Source organism: Allobosea sp. Root483D1 (genome assembly GCF_001429505.1).
Lineage (GTDB): Bacteria > Pseudomonadota > Alphaproteobacteria > Rhizobiales > Beijerinckiaceae > Allobosea.
The window spans coordinates 1-18,981 of record NZ_LMJW01000020.1; the positions used below are offsets into that span (position 1 = coordinate 1).

General features: G+C 58.9%; 13 protein-coding genes and 1 tRNA gene. 4 read left to right on the plus strand and 10 right to left on the minus strand.

Annotated elements, in window-relative coordinates:
* Positions 1-220 precede the first annotated feature (220 nt).
* Genes ASE66_RS18620 through ASE66_RS18640 form a run of 5 tightly spaced genes read right to left on the minus strand, consistent with a single transcriptional unit; the run spans position 221 to position 8,511 of the window.
* Entirely contained in the window at positions 221-3,361 is a 3,141-nt protein-coding gene (locus ASE66_RS18620; RefSeq protein WP_057191222.1) for a type I restriction endonuclease subunit R, read from the minus strand.
* Positions 3,358-4,323 carry a restriction endonuclease gene (locus ASE66_RS18625; RefSeq protein WP_057191223.1) on the minus strand — a complete coding sequence of 322 codons (966 nt, stop codon included), beginning with the start codon at positions 4,321-4,323 and terminating at the stop codon, positions 3,358-3,360. Before ASE66_RS18625 ends, ASE66_RS18620 begins: the two co-directional genes overlap by 4 nt.
* Positions 4,320-5,603 carry an FRG domain-containing protein gene (locus ASE66_RS18630; RefSeq protein ID WP_057191224.1) on the minus strand — a complete coding sequence of 428 codons (1,284 nt, stop codon included), beginning with the start codon at positions 5,601-5,603 and terminating at the stop codon, positions 4,320-4,322. The genes ASE66_RS18625 and ASE66_RS18630 overlap by 4 nt, the downstream gene beginning before the upstream one ends.
* Entirely contained in the window at positions 5,600-6,925 is a 1,326-nt protein-coding gene (locus ASE66_RS31465; protein ID WP_082613567.1) for a restriction endonuclease subunit S, read from the minus strand. Before ASE66_RS31465 ends, ASE66_RS18630 begins: the two co-directional genes overlap by 4 nt.
* A complete protein-coding gene (locus ASE66_RS18640; RefSeq protein ID WP_057191226.1) occupies positions 6,922-8,511 on the minus strand; it encodes a type I restriction-modification system subunit M in 1,590 nt (529 codons plus the stop codon). The genes ASE66_RS31465 and ASE66_RS18640 overlap by 4 nt, the downstream gene beginning before the upstream one ends.
* Positions 8,512-8,761: 250 nt before the next feature.
* Here ASE66_RS18640 and ASE66_RS18645 point away from each other — a divergent pair, with 250 nt between their 5' ends.
* From ASE66_RS18645 to ASE66_RS18660, 4 genes are all read left to right on the plus strand, one after another.
* Positions 8,762-10,108, plus strand: a complete 1,347-nt coding sequence (locus tag ASE66_RS18645) for a hypothetical protein (RefSeq protein ID WP_156412238.1) — start codon at positions 8,762-8,764, stop codon at positions 10,106-10,108.
* A 95-nt stretch (positions 10,109-10,203) separates the two neighbouring features.
* Positions 10,204-10,473 carry a hypothetical protein gene (locus ASE66_RS18650; protein ID WP_244494982.1) on the plus strand — a complete coding sequence of 90 codons (270 nt, stop codon included), beginning with the start codon at positions 10,204-10,206 and terminating at the stop codon, positions 10,471-10,473.
* Between the two features lie 3 nt (positions 10,474-10,476).
* Positions 10,477-10,914, plus strand: coding sequence for a helix-turn-helix domain-containing protein (locus ASE66_RS18655; protein WP_057191228.1), 438 nt, complete (start codon positions 10,477-10,479; stop codon positions 10,912-10,914).
* A 47-nt stretch (positions 10,915-10,961) separates the two neighbouring features.
* A complete protein-coding gene (locus ASE66_RS18660) occupies positions 10,962-12,062 on the plus strand; it encodes a tyrosine-type recombinase/integrase (protein WP_057191229.1) in 1,101 nt (366 codons plus the stop codon).
* Between the two features lie 204 nt (positions 12,063-12,266).
* On the opposite strand, the gene thyX is transcribed toward ASE66_RS18660, so the two are convergent.
* From thyX to ASE66_RS18685, 5 genes are all read right to left on the minus strand, one after another.
* Positions 12,267-13,202 carry an FAD-dependent thymidylate synthase gene (thyX, locus tag ASE66_RS18665; protein WP_057191230.1) on the minus strand — a complete coding sequence of 312 codons (936 nt, stop codon included), beginning with the start codon at positions 13,200-13,202 and terminating at the stop codon, positions 12,267-12,269.
* Positions 13,203-13,253: 51 nt separating this feature from the next.
* Positions 13,254-15,476 carry a hypothetical protein gene (locus tag ASE66_RS18670; RefSeq protein WP_057191231.1) on the minus strand — a complete coding sequence of 741 codons (2,223 nt, stop codon included), beginning with the start codon at positions 15,474-15,476 and terminating at the stop codon, positions 13,254-13,256.
* Positions 15,473-16,690: a hypothetical protein gene (locus ASE66_RS18675; protein WP_156412239.1), complete on the minus strand. Its 1,218-nt coding sequence runs from the start codon at positions 16,688-16,690 to the stop codon at positions 15,473-15,475. The genes ASE66_RS18670 and ASE66_RS18675 overlap by 4 nt, the downstream gene beginning before the upstream one ends.
* 375 nt (positions 16,691-17,065) lie before the next feature.
* Positions 17,066-17,142: transfer RNA gene (locus ASE66_RS18680), tRNA-Arg, on the minus strand.
* A 316-nt stretch (positions 17,143-17,458) separates the two neighbouring features.
* Positions 17,459-18,964, minus strand: a complete 1,506-nt coding sequence (locus ASE66_RS18685) for a tripartite tricarboxylate transporter permease (RefSeq protein WP_057191233.1) — start codon at positions 18,962-18,964, stop codon at positions 17,459-17,461.
* Positions 18,965-18,981: the final 17 nt, after the last annotated feature.

Here is an 18,981-nt window from a genome sequence, read left to right on the forward strand (position 1 = left end):
CCCCCTCAGAGAACAGAACCCGGGCAATCCCCTGCTGCCAAACACCAGACATCAAATGCCCCGCGGAGAACAATACTTTCTCACGAAGTCATTCATGGTGAAAATGGATGCGATTGCAACTTCCGAGGTCGGGCGCGTTAATCAATTCCTAAAGCGCGAAGGGGCGGAAAGGTCTCGCCTTGAGTCTTTGCATGCGAAACGCAGCTCCATGAAAAGACGTTCAATTCACATGACGTAGGAGCACCTCCGCCTGCTCCAGAACGGTCCTTACGGCCTCTTCGGAGAGATCAGGTGGATACCCAAACTTTTTCAGAATTCGCTTCACGAGGACGCGCATTCGCGCTCTCGCGCTCTCGCGCTTATGCCAATCGACGGTAGCGTTGGCCCTGAGCTGTTCAAGTAGCTCATGTGCGATGACGCGCAGCATATCGTTGCCGAGTGCTTGGATTGCACTCTCGTTCTGCGCCAGCGCGTCGTAGAACGCGACTTCCTCCTGTGATAGTCCCTGCTCCTCGCCGCGCCGTCGGGCTTCCTGAAGGTCTTTCGCCAACGCGATGAGCTCATTGATCATCTCGACGGCGGATATTGCGTTGGCATGATATCGGGCGACAGCGTCTTCCAGCCTTCGGGAGAAGGTCCGACTTTCAACAATGTTCGTCTTCGCGCGACTTCTGATCTCTCCATTCAAGAGCTTCTGGAGCGCATCGAGTGCGAGGTTCTTGCGCTTCATCAGGCGAATTTCGGCGAGGAACTCATCTGACAGAATCGAGATGTCCGGCGACTCAATACCCGCGGCCCGTAGAACATCTATGATTTCAGAGGAGGCGACGGCACGATCAATAAGCTGTTGGACCGCAAATGCCCGGTCTGCCTCGCCTAGACCGCCCCTCGCCGTGGATTTTGCGATAGCAGCGCGGACGGTCTGGAAAAAGCCGACCTCATCCCGGATAGCGTTTGCCAAGTCGCTTGCAGATGCAAGCGCATAGGCCTTGGATAGCTCAAGCACCATGTCCTGAAAGGCACGATGCGCCCGCTTCTTTTCCTCCTGATTGGTGGCTTTCGCCGCTTCCTGTTCCTGCCAGCGCAAAACCCAATCGATCGCGCCAGCCAGCGCGTGCAATCGCTGTTTCGGAGTGCCTGTCAGCCCGGCGCTGTAATCATGGCCGTGGAATATCGCCCTGACCCGCTCAAAGGCTTCCTTCAGCGCGGCAACGGCCTGTTCCTCATCGATACCGGTCTTGTCCTGATCTGAGGGGCTGTAATCCGCCAGCGCCTTCTTCAGGTTCTGAAGGATGCCGATGTAGTCAACGATCAGCCCGCCCGGCTTGTCCTTGAAGACGCGGTTCACGCGGGCGATAGCCTGCATCAGACCGTGTCCGCGCATCGGCTTGTCGACATACATCGTGTTCATGCAGGGCGCATCAAACCCAGTGAGCCACATGTCCCGGACGATGACGAGCTTGAGCGGGTCAGCCGGGTTGCGGGCTCGTTTTGCAAGCGCATCGCGCCGTCGCTTGTTGCCAATATGCGCCTGCCACGCCGGGGGATCTGAGGCGGCGCCGGTCATCACCACCTTAATCGCGCCCTTGTCGTCGTCGTCAGAATGCCAGTGCGGGCGAAGGGCGATGATCTCATTGTATAGGTCAACACATATGCGACGGCTCATGCAGACGGCCATAGCCTTGCCATCCAAGGCAGAGAGCCGCGCTTCGAGATGTGTGACGAGATCGGTCGCAATCTGTTTCAGGCGCTTCTTGGCACCAACCAGGGCTTCGACTGTTGCCCATTTCGCCTTGAACTTTTCAGCCTCGGTGAGCGTCTCATCCTCGATGAGTGCTTCAATCTCGGCGTCAATCTTTGGCTTCTCATCCTCGTTGAGTTCGATCCGCGCCAAGCGGCTCTCATAGTAGATCGGGACCGTTGCGCCATCTTCGACGGCACGGGAAATGTCGTAAATGTCGATGTAATCGCCGAAAATCGCGGGCGTGTTCCGGTCCTGCCCCTCAACTGGCGTGCCCGTGAAGCCGATGAATGATGCGTTGGGCATCGCCTGGCGGATGTAATGGGCATAGCCATAACGGCGAACGCCGGTCTTCGTGTCGAGCCGCGCATCGAGCCCGTATTGCGTCCGGTGCGCCTCATCGGCAATGACGATCACATTCCGTCGATCAGTCAGTAGCGGGAAGCTCTCCTCACCGCCGATCGGCGAAAATTTCTGAACCGTCGTGAAGATTACACCGCCCGCCGAGCGATCAAGAAGGCGCTTTAGTTCCTCGCGGCTGTCCGCCTGTTCCGGCTTTTGCCGAACCAGATCGCGGCAGAGGCTGAAGGTTGCGAACAATTGGTCGTCCAGATCATTGCGGTCTGTGAGGATGACGAGCGTCGGGTTCTGGAGCGCAGTTGAACGCACAGCGAGCCCGGCGAAAAACGCCATCAGGTAGCTCTTACCCGAGCCTTGCGTATGCCAAATCACGCCGATCTTGCGGTCACCGTCCGGGCCGGAAGCGTCGATGGATTCCGCCAAAGCCTTCTGTGCGCCATGGAACTGGTGGTACCCGGCGATGATCTTGAAGGGGCCTTCGCCCTTGTCGCCAAAGACAGTGAAATCCCGCACCAATTTCAGAAAATTTTCCCGCTCGAACACGCCGCACAGCAGCGTGTCGAGCTCGGGCGTCCCGGGCGCTGCGTAGTCCTGCCCATTGATCGTGCGCCATGGCATGTAGCGCTCTTCCGGAGCAGTCAGTGATCCGATCCTGGCCTTGATCCCGTCCGATGTGATCAACACCGCATTGGTTCGAAACAGAGATGGCAACTGCCGCTTGTAGGTGTCGATCTGGTTGAACGCAGCCTTCAGTGTGGCGTTCTCGTCCCCTGGGTTCTTGAGCTCAAGCACGGCCAGCGGCAGCCCGTTGACGAACAGCACGATATCTGGTCGCCGGTTATTGCGCCCCTCGATCAGCGTGAACTGATTGACGACCAGCCAGTCATTGGCGGCCACATCGTCAAAATTGATCAGCCAGACCTTCCCGCCCAGGACGCGGCCATTGTCGCCGCGATACTCCACATCAACGCCATCCGTGACCAGGCGATGAATGCGGCGGTTCTCTTCGATGACGTTCGCGCTCTCGGCGATGAGGACCTGACGGATCGCTTCGGATCGTGTCACCTCGGGCAGGCCTGGGTTGATCCTCTCGACGACCATTTCGAGGCGCTTCAGCAGCACCGCATCGGAATAGGAGGCGCGTTGAGGCGAGACTCCATCCGGTGCGATGACACTGCCGTGGAGATACATCCACCCCAGATGCCGCAGCGTTTCGATGCCGGCGAGCTCGACAATCTCCTCCCCAAAACCGCCTATCATGCCAGCACCAGCCCGCGCTTGAGTGAGAGACGATCCTGAAATGCCGACGGGATATCGTCCCAATGTTCTACGAGCAAATCCACCAGCTGGCGGCCATTGACGAGCCCGATCCTCGGGAAGCCGTTCTCCAAGGCCACGTCAAAAGCCTGGCGCTGGAAATCGGCGGTGGTGATGAACGCACCTTGTCCGCCAAACGGGATCGCCTGTCTCAATTGGCGGACCGTTGACGCCGCAATCCTTGAGCCGAGCTTGTAGCGTTTGGCCTGGACGAAAACTTTCACCTTAGCGAGGTTGGCCACGTTGAGTTCGCCGGTGGCATCAACGCCGCCGTCACCGGTCTTGCCGGTCACCTCGGAGCCTTCGAAGCCGAGGGCGGTCAACAAGTGGCTGACGAGGATTTCAAATTCCTTGTCATCTAGCCGCAGAACCTGTTCGAGCACGGCGGCATAGGGATCGTAGGGTGTACCCTTGGCAGCCGGGATTTCAGCCGCGCGCCCGACAAGGCGAAGCACCTCGTCCAATTGCGAAACGCCGAACACGGTCAGTGATGATCGCATTGTATTTTGAAGCGGCACAGACAGCCCGGAGCGAAGCATCGGCTCCTTGGCCCATGCCACGCCGCGACGATGCGGATAGGGGCAAGAGGGATCGCCTGTTTTGAACGTATAACCCGGCTGCACAATGCCGGGGTGCAGAAGCTCCGTATTCGCGTCCGGCGTGATGACGATATCGCCCGGCGCAATCTCAAGCAGGAAGCGGGCGATCTGCCCGACTTGCTGGCCCACGACGATGTTGCTGGTATCCTGCGGATAGGCCGCGCGATATAGCGCCTGCAAATCATCCCGGTGGGCGCAGGCCGATAAATCCTGATGCTCAAGCCAGCCGATTGCGACAAAGCCGCCATCAACGAAAGCGCGTGCGAAGCGGCCGAATTCGGCGCGGACGCACCAGACATTCGTCATTCGGCTTGACCCTTCTTGATGGCATAGAAAAAATCGCCGCCCGATCTTGGGCCGCCAACCAGCTCTTTCAAATTATTCTTCTTGATGTATTCGCTGGCATAGAAGCCGACGATCTTGTCCATTGCATCGTTCCGACGATCGGGCGGAAAGCCAAGAGCATTCAAGAGACGCCCCATCCTGATGCGCATGCCTTTTGTCGTGCTAACGTGGACTGGCCAATCAATCGGGGAGTTCTCCTCATAGGTCTTCGCCACGCGCTCGGCCCATTGAGAAACAGTTGATGGTGCAATGCCGTCATCAGGAACAATGAGCTGATTTAGCAGCGCTTCGATTGTTGTCGGCTCGCCTTCGATGGCTTCGGGCGGGGCATGCTCCACAGGCGGTTGAAGTGGGGGTTTCGACGCTACCTGTTTCCGGACGATCTCGGCGCGCTTCCGGTCTGACACCTCCCGCCTGAGCCAATCATTGCAATAGAGCGACGCCCCGCTCGGGTCGGGAAATAGGTTCGCGTGATGAATGTTCATCCGACGGAGCATAGACAGGCAGTCCGCGCGGCCCGTGTTCGGGATATGCACCTTGTAGATATAGCGGGCGATATCTTCAGCTTTGTCGGGGTCTACGGCTCCGCTATCGATCACTGCATTGATAACGGCCGAAACGAAGTTTTCGTCATCGGTTGGGGTGACCGTGAACAGTCCCGCCTGATTGACAAGCCGAGCATTTTCTCCGAGCGCGGGTTCAAAAAATAAATTTGGGATTACTTTATCAATCAAGCCACGATTGAGGGAGAATACCGCGCGGCTGCCGTTCTGCTTCTCAAGTTCGTCGTCTTCTTGCGCGAAGGCGAAGAAGAGTGCGACGAATGGCGATTCCGTCCAGTCGAGCAGGGGCGTCGCTAGCCCAAAGTGCTGGCCGTAAGCCCATACTTCGTTCTCGTCATCGGTGATGCCGGCGAGATCAACACCGCGCCCGCGCATGGCGAGCTTGAACCGGGATAGGAGTTTCGATGAAACCTCGGGTGGGATAGCTCCTCCGTCGAACTCGCGTGTGAGTGTGTCTTCCAATTGCCATTCATAGCGGCGATGGCCACGATAAACCCGATCCCCAATGCCGAGCGTTCCCCATTCCTCCCCAATCAGCGATTCGAACGCCTGCCAGCTCTCGACGCGGCAAACAGGAACTAGCCCATCAATATCGGGGTTGTGAAACTCGAAGGATGGCCAAGTTTTCAGCCTGAGGTGATATGGTCCTTCCGAGGGCACGATTTCCTTAACGCTCATATGGGCACGCCCTCAGCGAGCTTTTTCGCATGATGCACGCGAACGTCGCCGGACATGAGCTTGGGGAGGAGATAATCGCGGGTTTCAGCCAGGGCGCGATTTTCAGAAAGCGATGAGTAAATACGCTCAAAGATCGGTTCGATAATATTTGAAAATGAGGCCAGAATATCTTCCGACGGTGAAGGAACGAGCAGTCGCTTCATGTCGTCCTTGGTGACGTGTCCCAGACCGGTCGTCTGTTTGTTCCGTGCCAACTCGGCAAACTGTGGCATCAAGTATTTCAAGGCTATATAGAGGGCTGCCTTGGTCCGTTTCCCGTTCTCGCGCACAGCAAATATATGCTGGTTGAGCCACGCCTCGTTACCGGTCCATATGAATGCATCTATCGAGGTGTCGGGATTGCCCGACCATGAGAAAAGCAACTCGCCATTATGAATCCGATACCGGCCGCCAAGGTCCGTATTCGTGAACTTGGTTTGGTCTGTAACGCCGACCTTGAGTTCGGCAATCTTCACAACGGGTAGACCCTCGCCTGACGCGACGAAGTGCATGTTTTTATATGCAGCGCCGTTGACCCAATAGGCCAAGTCCAATAGTGGTTCCAACCGCCACCCCACCGGCAAGCCATCGTCGCCAAGGGTGTCGGGGAAGAGTGCGGCGAGTTCGGTGGCGCGGGTGGCATCCGGAGTGAGGCCGCCCATGGTTGCGACTGCGTCCGTGGTGCCTGCCAGCCTGCGGCGGGTGGGGCCGAAATTGACAAACCAATCCTTGAAGATCGCCTGTGCAATTGCCTCCAGCGTCTCATTCATCCGCCGATTCAACTCGATTTTGTCATCGAGGGCGCCTAAAACCAACCCGATTGCTTCCTGAGTAGGCAAATCGGGAACCAATATTGGTAGGTTTCCGAAATCTGTCTTATTCATGATTGGTTGCGCAGCGCCACTGGCCTTGCTTCGTATTTCATCCTTTCGAGCCAACAGGTTGTAATAGACAAAAAATCTATCAAACCTACCGGAGACGATTATCGAATTAATTTGTTGATTCGAAACATATGGGCCATTTACCAATGCGGCCTTGCCCATGTCAGATCCAATACATGAAACCACCAACGACGGCTTCTGAATAAAAGATGATTGTACCTTTGACACCCCCTTCTCAGTGAGTGTTCTGGCTGTTTTTTCAATATTTCTTCTTCCGTCCATATCGGACGGCGTTACGAAGAGTATTTCGCCGCCGTATGAATCTGCGTCTGAAGTTGGCGGTGTCTTTCCTGTTACGATGTGTCCGACCTCTCGGAGTTTAACCTCTTTCCAATTGCTCATTGCTGGCCAACTCCTGCCAGCCGCTGTCGAATTAGAGCTTCAATCTGCTGCCCCTTAGCAAACTGACGCCCGAGTTTTTCAGTGAGATGTTGGAGGTGGTCTGCAAAATTTAGGCCGTCATCCTCGATATCTTCGGCCGCTACATACCGCCCCGGCGTCAGCACAAAGCTTTCCTTGGCGATTTTTTCTCGCGTCACCGAGGCACAGAAGCCGGGCTCATCCCTGTAGGCGTTGAACTCGGTCTTGGAGCGCCAGCGGTGATAGGTGTCCGTGATCTTCGCGACATCCTCTTCGGAGAATTCGCGCCGGGTACGGTCCACCATGCGACCGAGCTTGCGGGCATCGATGAACAGGATTTCGCCGCGCCGGTCGCGGTGGCCGTTGGCACTCTTGTCCCGCGCCAGAAACCACAGGCAGGCCGGAATCTGGGTCGAATAAAATAATTGGCCGGGAAGCGCAATCATGCAGTCCACGGCGTCCTTCTCGATCATCGCGCGGCGCATCTCGCCTTCGCCCGATTGCTGCGAAGACATGGAGCCGTTGGCCAACACCACGCCCGCCGTGCCACGTGGCGCGAGGTGATGGTAGATATGGCTCAACCAGGCGTAGTTGGCGTTGCCTTGGGGTGGCGTGCCGAAATGCGTCCAGCGGATATCCTCCTCAAGGCTCGCCCGCCACCAATCCGAGACGTTGAAGGGTGGGTTGGCGAGGATGAAATCGAACTTCATGTTCGAGAACTCGTTTCGAACGAACGAGCCTTCGTTGTTCCAGCGGATATCGGCATCGATGCCCCGCACGGCGAGATTCATCTTGCAGAGTTTCCACGTCGTGTTGTTGCGCTCCTGCCCGTAAATCGAGATGTCATCCGTGCGGCCACCGTGCTCCTTGATGAACTCTTCGGACTGAACAAACATGCCGCCCGAGCCACAGCAGGGGTCATAGACGCGGCCCTTGTAGGGCTCCAGCATGTCGACGAGTACGCGCACCACGGAACGCGGCGTGAAGAATTCGCCGCCCCGCCTACCTTCCGCGCCGGCAAAGCCCGACAGGAAATACTCATAGGTTCGCCCGAGCAGATCGCGCGAATTGACGCCCTCCTCATGCACCTTGAAGTTGGAGAATAGCTCGACCAGATCGCCAATCATCTGCCGGTCGAGCGAGGGGCGGCCATAGTCCTTGGGCAACACACCTTTCAGCGTCGTCTCATTGGCCTTTTCGATGGACTCCATCGCGGTATCGATCAAACCCCCGATATCAACCTTCTTGGTGTTGCCGGAATTGGGATCGATGATCTCAAGATCGCGGGCACGGGCATTGGCCCTAAGGTTCGACCAACGGGCGATTTCCGGCACCCAGAAGACGCGCGCGGCCAGATATTCCTCCGGATCCTCCGGATCAGCGAAATCCTCCTGGAGAAGTTTTTGTCGTTGCGCCTCGAACGCCTCCGAGATGTACTTTAGGAAGATCAGACCGAGTGCGACATGCTTGTATTCGGACGGCTCGAGATTGCCTCTGAGCTTGTCCGCCGCCTTAAACAGCTCTGCCTCAAAATTAAAATCGCCGCCGCCATTCCCGTCGGTCGCCATTCCGCGAATCCCCAAGCCATAATTTTGTAGGGACCATACTTGCTTGGGCTGATAACGAAATAGTGTGCGCTGCATTGGGTTTGAAAAAGCGCGAAGGGCGTAGTGACTGAGGCGTTTTCAGCGCGTGCGCTGGTTCGAGGCGGGAGCGATCAACACAGGCTTGAAAATAGCTGCTCCGCATCGGCTATCGAGTACGGCAGTCTGTTTGATCAGCGGCTAAAGACGGCGCCACGATTTAGAGGTTTCAACGATGCCCAGTGACCACGCTCGTCGGGATGATCTGATCGGAAAGGTCATCTCTGGAGAGCTCTCGCCCTCTGAAGCGGAGGCAGAGGCTGCGCGCCTGGACCTGAAGGCCATCGAGTATCGGCCAAATTGTGACGACTATGACCCTATGAAAGAGCCGTTCTGGACTCTGCCGATGGCTATTGCTTGGATCGCGTGTCGTTCACCAGAAGCTGTTCGGGAAAATTGGGATGTATATCGCACCGAATGCACTCACTGGCGGTACATGGATCATTGGAAGGGACCGAATAGCTCCGGCTTCGATCTGTTTGGATTATCGCCGGCTAGTTTGCTCCGCCTTCGGTTGGGTGAAACCCTGGGCCTTCGAGGCGATGGCGAGCAGCCTTATTCAATGTCCGTGGCTGACGCCATTAACGCGCTCTGGCAGGCCATGCGTGGCTCATGTTTTGAAGCGACTGGCATTGATGTCGCTAGTGGCAGACGCGAAACGCTCGACGCGATTCGGTTGCAAGATCTTGAACTCGCGGAAATCGACGACCGCGACGTCTTGTGTACTCGGGCTCCCATAGGGAGGGGCCCAATTCGCTACAGGGACGTTACCGTACCGACGGGCCATGTCCGTGGTCTGTGGAAAGCTCGCTCTCCGAAGCCGGATCGGATTGTGTTGCCCGAACTCGAGCGGCCAGATGGGCCGGGCTATATGCCGCTGTACTGTGCTGCCCAATGGATCGCGACGCAGGGCGGCACGGTCGATTTCGATCCGCTTCAAACAGATCGATGGAAGTCAGCCTATGGCGAGCTGCTTGCCCGCATTTCGTCTGATGACGTGAAAGTCATCGGATTTCGCGACGGGATGCGAGAGCCTGTGCCGGGATATCAGTTCGCCGGCGTGAAGATGTCCTATCCGTTTATCGATACGGCCATCGACTTAATCCTCGGCGACGAGATGTATCTGCAATCCTACGCCTTCACTGATGAAGAGGATTGGCTGGGAGGTCTCGATGACAGCCTCGTAAAGCATGGGCGCCCGAAGTGGGCGCGGCTCGTTGTCTTGGGGTCAGACGTGGCGAGGCTATGGGCTTACCCGCAGGATGGCAGTCGACAGGATCAGTCTGATCTATCGTCTTACCGTTCAGGAGGGCCGGGTAGGCCGTCGGCTATGCATCTGGTTGAGGCGGAGTTTCATCGCCGGTGCAAGCAGGGGTCAGTCGAGCCCCCTTTGGCGAAAGAGGCCGCTTTCCTAGCTTCTTGGCTGCGGACGTACCACCCTACCGCGCCACCGCTCACACCCAAAACCATCGGAAATCGACTGATGGCGGCATTTCGGGCATATATACGAGCCCGAAATTAAAATATCGGGCGAATATCGGGCGCCTTTTTCGGGTATCGCACACAAATCATAGCTTCCTTCGTAGCAACCGGGGCATGCCCCGAAAACGATGGAAGATGAACATGATGGATGCTGATACCCAACAGGCTGAGGCAGTACATTTCCTGCGCCGCGCGGATGCGGCGTCCTATATCCAGTCCGTTTACGGCTTTCCCTGCTCGCGACAGTGGCTAGCGAAGCTCGCCGTGATCGGCGGCGGCCCGGTCTATCGAAAAGCGGGACGGACACCGATCTACGCGCCCGCTGATCTCGACGCCTGGGCACGCGCCCGCATCGGTCAGCCGCAGCGCTCGACGTCCGACGTGCTGACGAGCTCCGGAAACTAGGGCATGGGCGCGCGGCACCCCAACCATCGTCGCGTCAAGCTGCGGCAGACCTACACGATCGATGAACTGGCGCGCCTGTTCGAACTCCATGAAAACACGGTTCGCTCATGGCGCAAATCGGGGCTGGAGCCGATCGATGACGGTAGGCCGATCCTGTTTCGCGGCGATGTCGTCGTCGCCTTCCTAAAGCAGCGGCGAGTGTCGGCGAAACAACCCTGTGGGCCGGGTCGCCTGTTCTGCTTGCCCTGTCGGAAGCCACAGGAGCCGGCTGGCGGGATGCTCGACTATACGCCCGCGACACCAACGGCGGGCAGTCTCACGGGCCTGTGTCCGGTTTGCGACCGGATGATGTTTCGGCGCGTCTCCCGGCATCGGGTCACTGCCGTCGCCGGCCAATGCGACGTCCAGTTCCAAGGCGAACAGGCACGTCTATCTGCGTGAGCCAATCCCTTCGCAACTTGTGACTTCGACATCGGAGAACCGACACCATGAAACCTAATGGCAAGAACGAACGCATCAAGCGGACATATGCGCGCTATCTCAAGGCTGCGAAGCGGCATGGCGAGGCTTCGATCGACACGGCCCTAGCGGCCATAGACCGCTTCGAATGTTACACCAAGCGCCGCGATTTCGCGCAATTTCACATCGAACAGGCCATCGCGTTCAAGGATCACCTGGCCGCGCAGCTTAATGAACGAACCGGCAAGCCCCTCAGTCTTCCAACGCAGCTTCACACCTTGGCGGTGCTGCGCAGCTTCGTCATCTGGCTTGCCGATCAATCTGGCTATCGCAGTCGGATCCGTCATTCCGACGCCGACTATTTCAGCCTGTCGTTGAAGCAGACAGCCATCGCCAGGGCTCACCGTCCTGTAGAAGGCCCGACCATCGAGCAGGTCCGCCACGTCGTCGAGCACATGGCGCATTGCTCCGATATCGAAAAGCGGAACAGGGCGGTGATCGCATGCGCCATCCTCACTGGTGCCCGCGATGACGCACTAGCGTCTTTGCGACTCAAACATATCGATATGGGGGAACGCGTGCTGCGGCAGGACGCTGGCGCCGTCCGGACCAAGGCATCCAAGAGTATCGAGACGTGGTTCTTTCCGGTCGGCGATTTATTCGTCGATGTGGTCGAAGATTGGGTGCGATTCCTCAAGGACGAACGGCAATGGGGTCTGGACGACCCCCTGTTCCCGAAAACCAAGATGGCAGCGAGTGAGAATTGCCTCAATCGCCCTGCCGGGCTGGAGCGCACTTGCTGGAGCAACGCCGCGCCGATCCGCAAAATCTTCCGCGACGCCTTCGTGTCAGCGGGCTTGCCGTATTTCAACCCCCACTCGCTTCGCAAGACGCTGGCGCGGTTGGGGCTCGAGCGCTGCCGCACTCCTGAAGAGTTCAAGGCCTGGAGCCAGAACTACGGCCACAACGACGTTCTGACCACCTTTACTTCGTATGGACAGATCGATCGCCAGAGACAGGCCGAGATCATTTGCGCACTTTGGAAGCCAGCCCCTAAAGTTGGTCCGGGCAATGAAGCTCTGATCCGTAGCGCCGTCGAGTTCGCCCTTTCGCAATCGTCCAGACGCTGACACCAATGGATTGAAGTCGACGTTTAGCCAGGAAGCGGACGAGGCCGGCGGACGTTAGACGGACCTTGTCTGCATCGATGACCGTTGAAGCCGCACGACTCGGGCAAGTTTGTTTGCCTGCGTTGGAAGATCAGCTTGATCAGATGCATCTCCCTGACCGCTGCCGAACAGATCGGCGCGACGTCGTCGCTAAGCGGCTGTTGTTTAATCCGGCAGTTCAAGCGAGCTAGTCAGTTCGAGCCATTCTCGCTGTTGCAGTCCGCTGGTCTCCAACGTGACCTTCTCGCCCGCGATAAGCCGGCGGACAATCTGCAAGGCTTGCTTAGATAGGCTTACAGAATCCATTCGATAGTCGCGGAAGGCCTCGTACGTCAACGGCACCCACCGCTCGACCATAGCAAGGATCACGGTTGCATATGCTCTGATCTCGTATTGAGCGTGGGCATCCGCCCGCAATCGGAGGAAGCTGAGCAGATTGTGCAGGTCGACTTTCCAATACCACTGTGTGTACGAGTTGAGAGTCAGATTCATTCGGGCGAGTTCTCGCGCCAGTCCGCGGCGGCTCGTGTCGCGATCGCTCTCTTCCCCTTCGTTGAGCATCCAAGCGTAGTGATCGTAGTTCCTGGTAGCGTCCTCGCGGAGCAGCGCCAGGACCTCATCGGCTTCCGGAGACTCGAGAAGGGCGTCTCGGCCTTGACGGTTGCTTTGGGATTGTGCCGCGAGGTGCGCTCGGTCAGGTATGTAAAACTCCTTGTCCAGAATTGAATAGCGCGCCGAAACCTCGTTAACGTTGGCGGTGCGGTGACGAATCCACTGCCTCGCTACGAAAATGGGCAGTTTGACGTGGAGCTTGAGCTCGGCCATCTCGAAGGGGGTAGAGTGCCAATGCCGCATCAGGTATCGGATGAGGCCGCGATCCTCGCTGATGCGACGCGTTCCCCGACCGTATGAGACCCGCGCGGCCTGCACGACCGCACCATCGTCACCCATGTAGTCGATCACGCGCACAAAGCCGTGATCAAGCACCGGGACCGGAGAGAAGAGAATCTCCTCGAGGGCAGCCGACGTCGGCCGTAGCGTCTGACTGGTTTGGGCGCGCGCAGCATCTAACTCGTTTTGTTGTTCAACCGTGAATGACATTCAAAGCCTCGTCGGGGCAACCCGGCTCCATTAAAGATGGAGCTTCGGCAATCAGGCTGACGGAATAGCATCATCCAACAATGCGCGGACCTTGCTCTGGGCATACTCGAGCATGTGACGCAAGATGGCGGGAGACCCCTCCGGGGCCCGCAGCTTGTGACAGTCGCTGGCCTGTAGCGTCAGCCTGCCGGTTCCCATAGCAAGGAGGAACTCGAGTGCAGCTTCCCCCTGCGGCGCATTCCACCGGACGAGCGCCCGATCGATGATGCGCCTCATGGCCTCGCTTAGATCGCTTCGCGCGGCGTAGTTGAGCTCGTGGGGGTGGGCGGCGCGAAGCAGCGCTGCCTGGATGACGCCGTCGTTATAGCGACCGAACATGCCGGGCTCTATGAGCATCACGTGGAAGGCAGTTGCCCAGAGCTTGGTGACGCTCGCCGTCCTCATGTTGTGAAGAACAGATGCGATTGTCGCAATAACGTCGCCCTGCGAAGCTGCTGCTGCCGAGGTCTTGTCGTTCCAGAAAGCGAAGCCATCCCTAAGCGCGAGTGGTGTTTCGTTGGGGCTGGACAGGAAGAGGTTCTGGCCTGCCGGGAATAGGGCGGCCCGCAGATGTTCGCTGCGGACGTCCACGAAAGTTCTGACATGATCTCCGTCCGAACCGCCTGGCATCGACTCTGCGAGCTCGCGCAGAAACCGCTCCTCTAGGCGCCACGCGTGCATCTCGCCGCCTGGCATGACCAGCCTTCTGATGGTCACCAGTTCATGCTTGAAAGACTTGTTAAATACGAGGTCATTCGTAAGCGCGCTGTGCCTCGTGGCCTCCGCGTTCTTCGCAATACCGACAATATAAATCCGCGGCTTGTCTTTCAGGATGTCCCTTAACTCACGGCTGACGTCGAGCAGCGCGTTCCCCGATCCGATGCAGGCAGCGATGACGATAACCGCCTTGGCTTCGTCCGCCTTGATCGTGTGCAAGTCGCTTGCTGCCACGAGTTGCGGGCGATGTACCAGATCGGCGGCTGCCAGGTCGCTAAGCTTGACCGCCAACTGCTTGGAGGCGGGATCATCGAGATGGATGAAGTGGCTTGTGGCGCTAGTCACATAGCGCTGAGCGATCCTCTCGAGCGCGTCGCCAAATTTCGTATCGAAGGTGGACGACGGCAGCTCGCACCAGATCCGATGTCCGCCCGTGCTGGTCCTCTGCAGAGTGAACACGCCCTGATTGGCGAACGCTTCGGCTATATCGTGGAGGCCGGTGGGTGCATCGGTCACCAGGATGGGCGCGGTTTCGTACCGGATCACGTCGGCCAGGAACTGATCGCTCACAAAGCGAGCGAGCCGGGAGTTGTCACGACACCAGGGACAATCGTCCGGCTGGAACACCTCCAGCATCGACCGACCATCGCGGCTTTTGATGTCGGGGTGCGAGCTAACGTCGGAAACGAAGGAGATGTCGGCGTTCTTTTCCGCGGCCGAATAAATGCTGACGACGCGGTCCTTTCCGACGCTCTCGCGCTGCATCAACTTGCGGGGCAAAGTCCCGCTCGCCGTCGCCGAGATGAGGAACAGCGATTTCTCGGGCTGAGGGAACTTCGCACGTGCAAGTCCCTCATAGGACGAGAAGGTGCCAACTTGCAGAGGAGGACAAGTAGGGTCGAAGCGGAGCCTGATGGCGATCATTGCATAAGCGAGTGCCGCGATGGATGAGGTATCGAGCCAGATCCGGTTGGTCGCGCCCTTCAGGTAGTCAAGCAAGGTCATCGCGACGAATTCAATTTCCACCCCGCTGACCAGCGCATTTGCCGTGCGCAGGAATGCCCGGGAATGGACACCTCGGGGATGTTCGAAATGCAGTCCCGCGCTTGGCCTCATCAAGACCTGACGTCTGTCGAAGATCTCCCTCAAGCCGGCGGCCTTCAGCTTCTCGAAGGGCTGGTCGGGCCATGGCGCCTCAGGTCCGGCGATCGATTCGAACGCCTCGCAACGCCCGTGCTGGTCGAAGTATGCGGCGCTGATCGAGGTATGTTGAGGGACAATGCGCAGAAAGGCCCTGTCCTGGAGGATGGCCGGCATGCTGCCCGAGACGAAATCCCTCTGCGTTTCCGGCATCACGAGCAGAATCCGGTCGGGAAGCAGATTAATACAGTGATCCTCGTCGATAGCTCTCTGCAGATCTGTCGATTGGAACGGAGCTGCGATCGCGGCGAGCACGAGTACGGACCCCGGGCTGACCTTTTCATCAGCATCCCAGCGGAAGGCGAAGCACCAACTCATCTGTTCTGGATGTTCACGGGGATGAGGAGGCTAACCGCAGTCCCCGCGGCGCGCCCGAGGGGAGTGTACGTTTCAGATTGGCTAAAAGAGTCGAGCAAAGGGCAGTTCTCCTCCGCCCCACCTTTCTGAACATCGACTTTGAAGGGAGCGAACGCCCGATAGAGAGATAGGCGACCGGTGCGCAGTCGTATGAGGCCTCCATGTTCTCTAACCACGCTGAGGACCCGCGGCAGTCCGTGACCGTAGTTCCGCCGCTGACGGCTTGTGATCCCGATGCGGAAGCAGGCTTGAACCAGTTCGGCTTCCTGGCGGATATCGAGCTCGTCATCGAGGTCCGTGCTGGCCATCCTGGCGGCCATTCCAGGGCCGCTGTCGACGACCGAAATCTCGAGGAAACGAGCGTGCTGTTCCGACTTGGAGACGTCCGCGACCCTCGTGAGATAGCCTTGCAGATCGGCGGCGCCGAGGCTGCCGTCGCTGATCTTGCCGAATGGGATGCTCCGTTCCGCGACGTTCACGCAACGGACCGATCTCAGATAGCGTCGCCCGGACAGGTCGGTTCTGGCATGTGCGTGAGAGTTATCGAAAAGCTCATGAAGGGCTGACCCGAGTTGCTCACCAAGGATTGCCTTCTTCGGGCCATGTCGCGGAGCCACGGCTACGAGGGCGTTTTCCAGAAGATCCTGGAATTCGGTGGCCGAGCGCACTTCCGGCGGATCAGTTGGAGAGTAGAGAGCTTTGATGTCAGGCCTCGTCGAATGGTCGACGCACATTAGGAACAGTTCCTGGCCCCGCTGAGGCTTTGGAACCGGAACGTCCATAGTCTCGACTTGGGCCTTGATGCGGGCGTTTACCTCGTCCCTGACACTCGACACGCCGTCGGCCTCAGTCGTATCGGCGGACATCATCGCTGCGATCATGCCATGGGGCCGTTCGCAGAGCCGATCTAGGGCGGTACGTCTGTCCACCCCTTGGGCATGGCTAACGAGGACCGGCCTCGATTGCTGCCGGGCCCAGGTAATGATCGTCTGGGCACCCGCGGCGAAACCTCCGGGCCTGGCCTGCAGCTTCCAGTCAGTGGCGAGCTTTAGCGGGCGGTCGCCAACCTTCGCTGCATCGGCGATCAACGCTTCGCAGCGCGAGAGATCGGTGGTCTTGTCGATCCGCATCGGCGAATGGAATTTGTCGTTCGGCTCTGGTTTTCTCGTCGGCATGGATGCGGTGTCCTTTAGGACGGGTCCCTTCCGGTGTCCGCATCCTTTGCCGTTTCCCGGCCCTACGTCGCTAGTTCTGTACCGATTGTGAGTTAAAGGTTTTGTTCGCGCTAGGGGCATGCGTGCATGTTGACGCCGCGGGGCAAGGCAAGCGCCTCGCGGCCGTGTCCAACCACTAATGCTATGTGGCTGGCTGGGCAGGCATTAGTTTTGTTAGCTAGGGGCCAACTGCGGAAAAGTGGGCGTTGGTCATAAGGACTAAAAAGGGGACATCCCCGCGAGGCCTCGTGGCTATCCGGTGGCTATTCGAAGCCAGCAGAATACCGGCAAAACCCGGGATTTCCGAAGAAACGTCAATTAAATCAAATGGTTAAATGGCGCGCCCGACACGATTCGAACGTGTGACCTTTGCCTTCGGAGGGCAACGCTCTATCCAGCTGAGCTACGGGCGCAAACCGTGTGAGGCTGGATAGCTGATTGGCAGCGCTTGGGCAACGAGGGAATTTGCGATTGAGCCAAGGGCCATCAGGTAAAGGTCGCGCGTTCGAATCGTGTCGGGCGCGCCGCGCTGTGGTTGCTCATCAGCGAGCGGTCGATCGTCGAACAATTCGATGCGCGGTGATCGCCTTCATTGCGATCCGTATTGCGGTAGACGTATCCGAGGCGACGAGGCTTGCGAACTTCGTCCCCAGGGAGTTGGCGGCTCAGCACTGACTTTGCGCGGGCTGATCGGCCGTCGGCCCTGAGCTAGCGTCAGCCGCTACGCGGTCATTTCTCGGCGGCACGCAGGCGCGCCGATTTCGTCGCGCCTCGGATTGCCCGCGCCAGCCAGGGCGCGCAGACGCTCAAAGCCGTCACCACGAACAGGGCGACCACGATCGGCCGGGTAAAGAACAGCAGCCAGTTGTGGTCGAAGATCAGCAAGGATTGCTTCAACGTCTCCTCGACCATCGTGCCGAGCACCAGCCCCATCACCAGCGGCGCCGGCGAAAACCCGTAGCGGCGCATCACATAGCCGATCACGCCGAAGCCGAGCATGACCCAGACATCGACCAGCGACTGGTTGGGGCCATAGGCGCCGACGATCGCGAAAACCAGCACGCCCGGCCACAGGATCGCGTCGGGGATCAGCGTGATCCGGGCAAAGAGCTTGGCGGCGAACAGGCCGAGCACGACATACATCAGGTTCGAGGCGAGCATCGAGGCGAAGACGGCATAAAGCAAAGCCGGCTGCTCGTTGAACAGATGTGGGCCGGGCCGCACGCCCTGCACGATCAGGCCGGCGAGGATGATCGCCGTGGTCGCGCTGCCCGGTATGCCGAGCGCCAGCGTGGGCACCATGCTGCCGCCGACGGCGGCGTTGTTGGCGGCCTCGGGACCGGCGATGCCCTCGATCGAACCCTTGCCGAACTCGTCCTTGTATTTCGACCAGCGCCTGGTCTCGTTATAGGAGATCAGGGCGGCGGTGGTCGCTCCCAGCGCCGGCAGGATGCCGATGAAGGTACCCAGCACGCTCGACAGGCCGATCGCCTTGGCGCATTTGCGATAATCGGCCATCGAAGGCAGCTTCATCGCGTTGAGGCCGAGCCGTTCGGGAATGATCTGCAGCCGGCCGGCCTGCACCAGCAGTTCGCTGATCGCGAACAGGCCGGTGAGCACCGGCACCAGCCCGAGACCCTCGCTCAACTCCGGCACGCCGAAGGTGAAGCGGTCGACGCCTGTCATCAGGTCGAGCCCGATCGTCGCCAGCAGCACGCCGAAGGCTCCGACCATCAGGTTCTTGATGCCGGTCGAGCTGCCCACGGCGGCCAGCATCGACAGGCCGAAGATCGCGAGCGCGAAATATTCAGGGGGGCCGAAGCTATAGGCGGCCTTCGCCAGGAGTGGAGCTGCGACGATCAGCACGAAGACGCTGAAGATGCCGCCGATCGCGCTTGCGATCGTCGACATGCCGAGGGCTCGCCCGGCCTCGCCTCGCCGCGCCATCGGATAGCCGTCATAGGCCGTCGCCGAGGCGGACGGATCGCCGGGTGTGTTGATCAGGATGGCGGTGATCGAGCCGCCGAAATTGGCGGCGCAATAGATCGCGCCGAGGAAGGCGATGCCGGCAACCGGGCTCATCGTGATGGTGATCGGCAGCAGAAGCGCCGCCGTCGTGCTGCCGCTGAGGCCGGGCAGCGCGCCGACGATGACGCCGAGCACCGTTCCCGCGAGGATGATGCCGACCATGTAGGGGTCGGCGAGGATCGCCATGCCGGCGAGAAAAGCGTCCATCTGATCCTCGTCGCTGG

Excerpts from the sequence above, each read along its gene's own strand:
- ASE66_RS18620 (WP_057191222.1), bottom strand. The coding sequence starts at position 3,361 with ATGATAGGCGGTTTTGGGGAGGAGATTGTCGAGCTCGCCGGCATCGAA.
- ASE66_RS18625 (WP_057191223.1), bottom strand. The coding sequence starts at position 4,323 with ATGACGAATGTCTGGTGCGTCCGCGCCGAATTCGGCCGCTTCGCACGC.
- ASE66_RS18630 (WP_057191224.1), bottom strand. The coding sequence starts at position 5,603 with ATGAGCGTTAAGGAAATCGTGCCCTCGGAAGGACCATATCACCTCAGG.
- ASE66_RS31465 (WP_082613567.1), bottom strand. The coding sequence starts at position 6,925 with ATGAGCAATTGGAAAGAGGTTAAACTCCGAGAGGTCGGACACATCGTA.
- ASE66_RS18640 (WP_057191226.1), bottom strand. The coding sequence starts at position 8,511 with ATGGCGACCGACGGGAATGGCGGCGGCGATTTTAATTTTGAGGCAGAG.
- ASE66_RS18645 (WP_156412238.1), top strand. The coding sequence starts at position 8,762 with ATGCCCAGTGACCACGCTCGTCGGGATGATCTGATCGGAAAGGTCATC.
- ASE66_RS18650 (WP_244494982.1), top strand. The coding sequence starts at position 10,204 with ATGAACATGATGGATGCTGATACCCAACAGGCTGAGGCAGTACATTTC.
- ASE66_RS18655 (WP_057191228.1), top strand. The coding sequence starts at position 10,477 with ATGGGCGCGCGGCACCCCAACCATCGTCGCGTCAAGCTGCGGCAGACC.
- ASE66_RS18660 (WP_057191229.1), top strand. The coding sequence starts at position 10,962 with ATGAAACCTAATGGCAAGAACGAACGCATCAAGCGGACATATGCGCGC.
- thyX (WP_057191230.1), bottom strand. The coding sequence starts at position 13,202 with ATGTCATTCACGGTTGAACAACAAAACGAGTTAGATGCTGCGCGCGCC.
- ASE66_RS18670 (WP_057191231.1), bottom strand. The coding sequence starts at position 15,476 with ATGAGTTGGTGCTTCGCCTTCCGCTGGGATGCTGATGAAAAGGTCAGC.
- ASE66_RS18675 (WP_156412239.1), bottom strand. The coding sequence starts at position 16,690 with ATGCCGACGAGAAAACCAGAGCCGAACGACAAATTCCATTCGCCGATG.
- ASE66_RS18685 (WP_057191233.1), bottom strand. The coding sequence starts at position 18,964 with ATGGACGCTTTTCTCGCCGGCATGGCGATCCTCGCCGACCCCTACATG.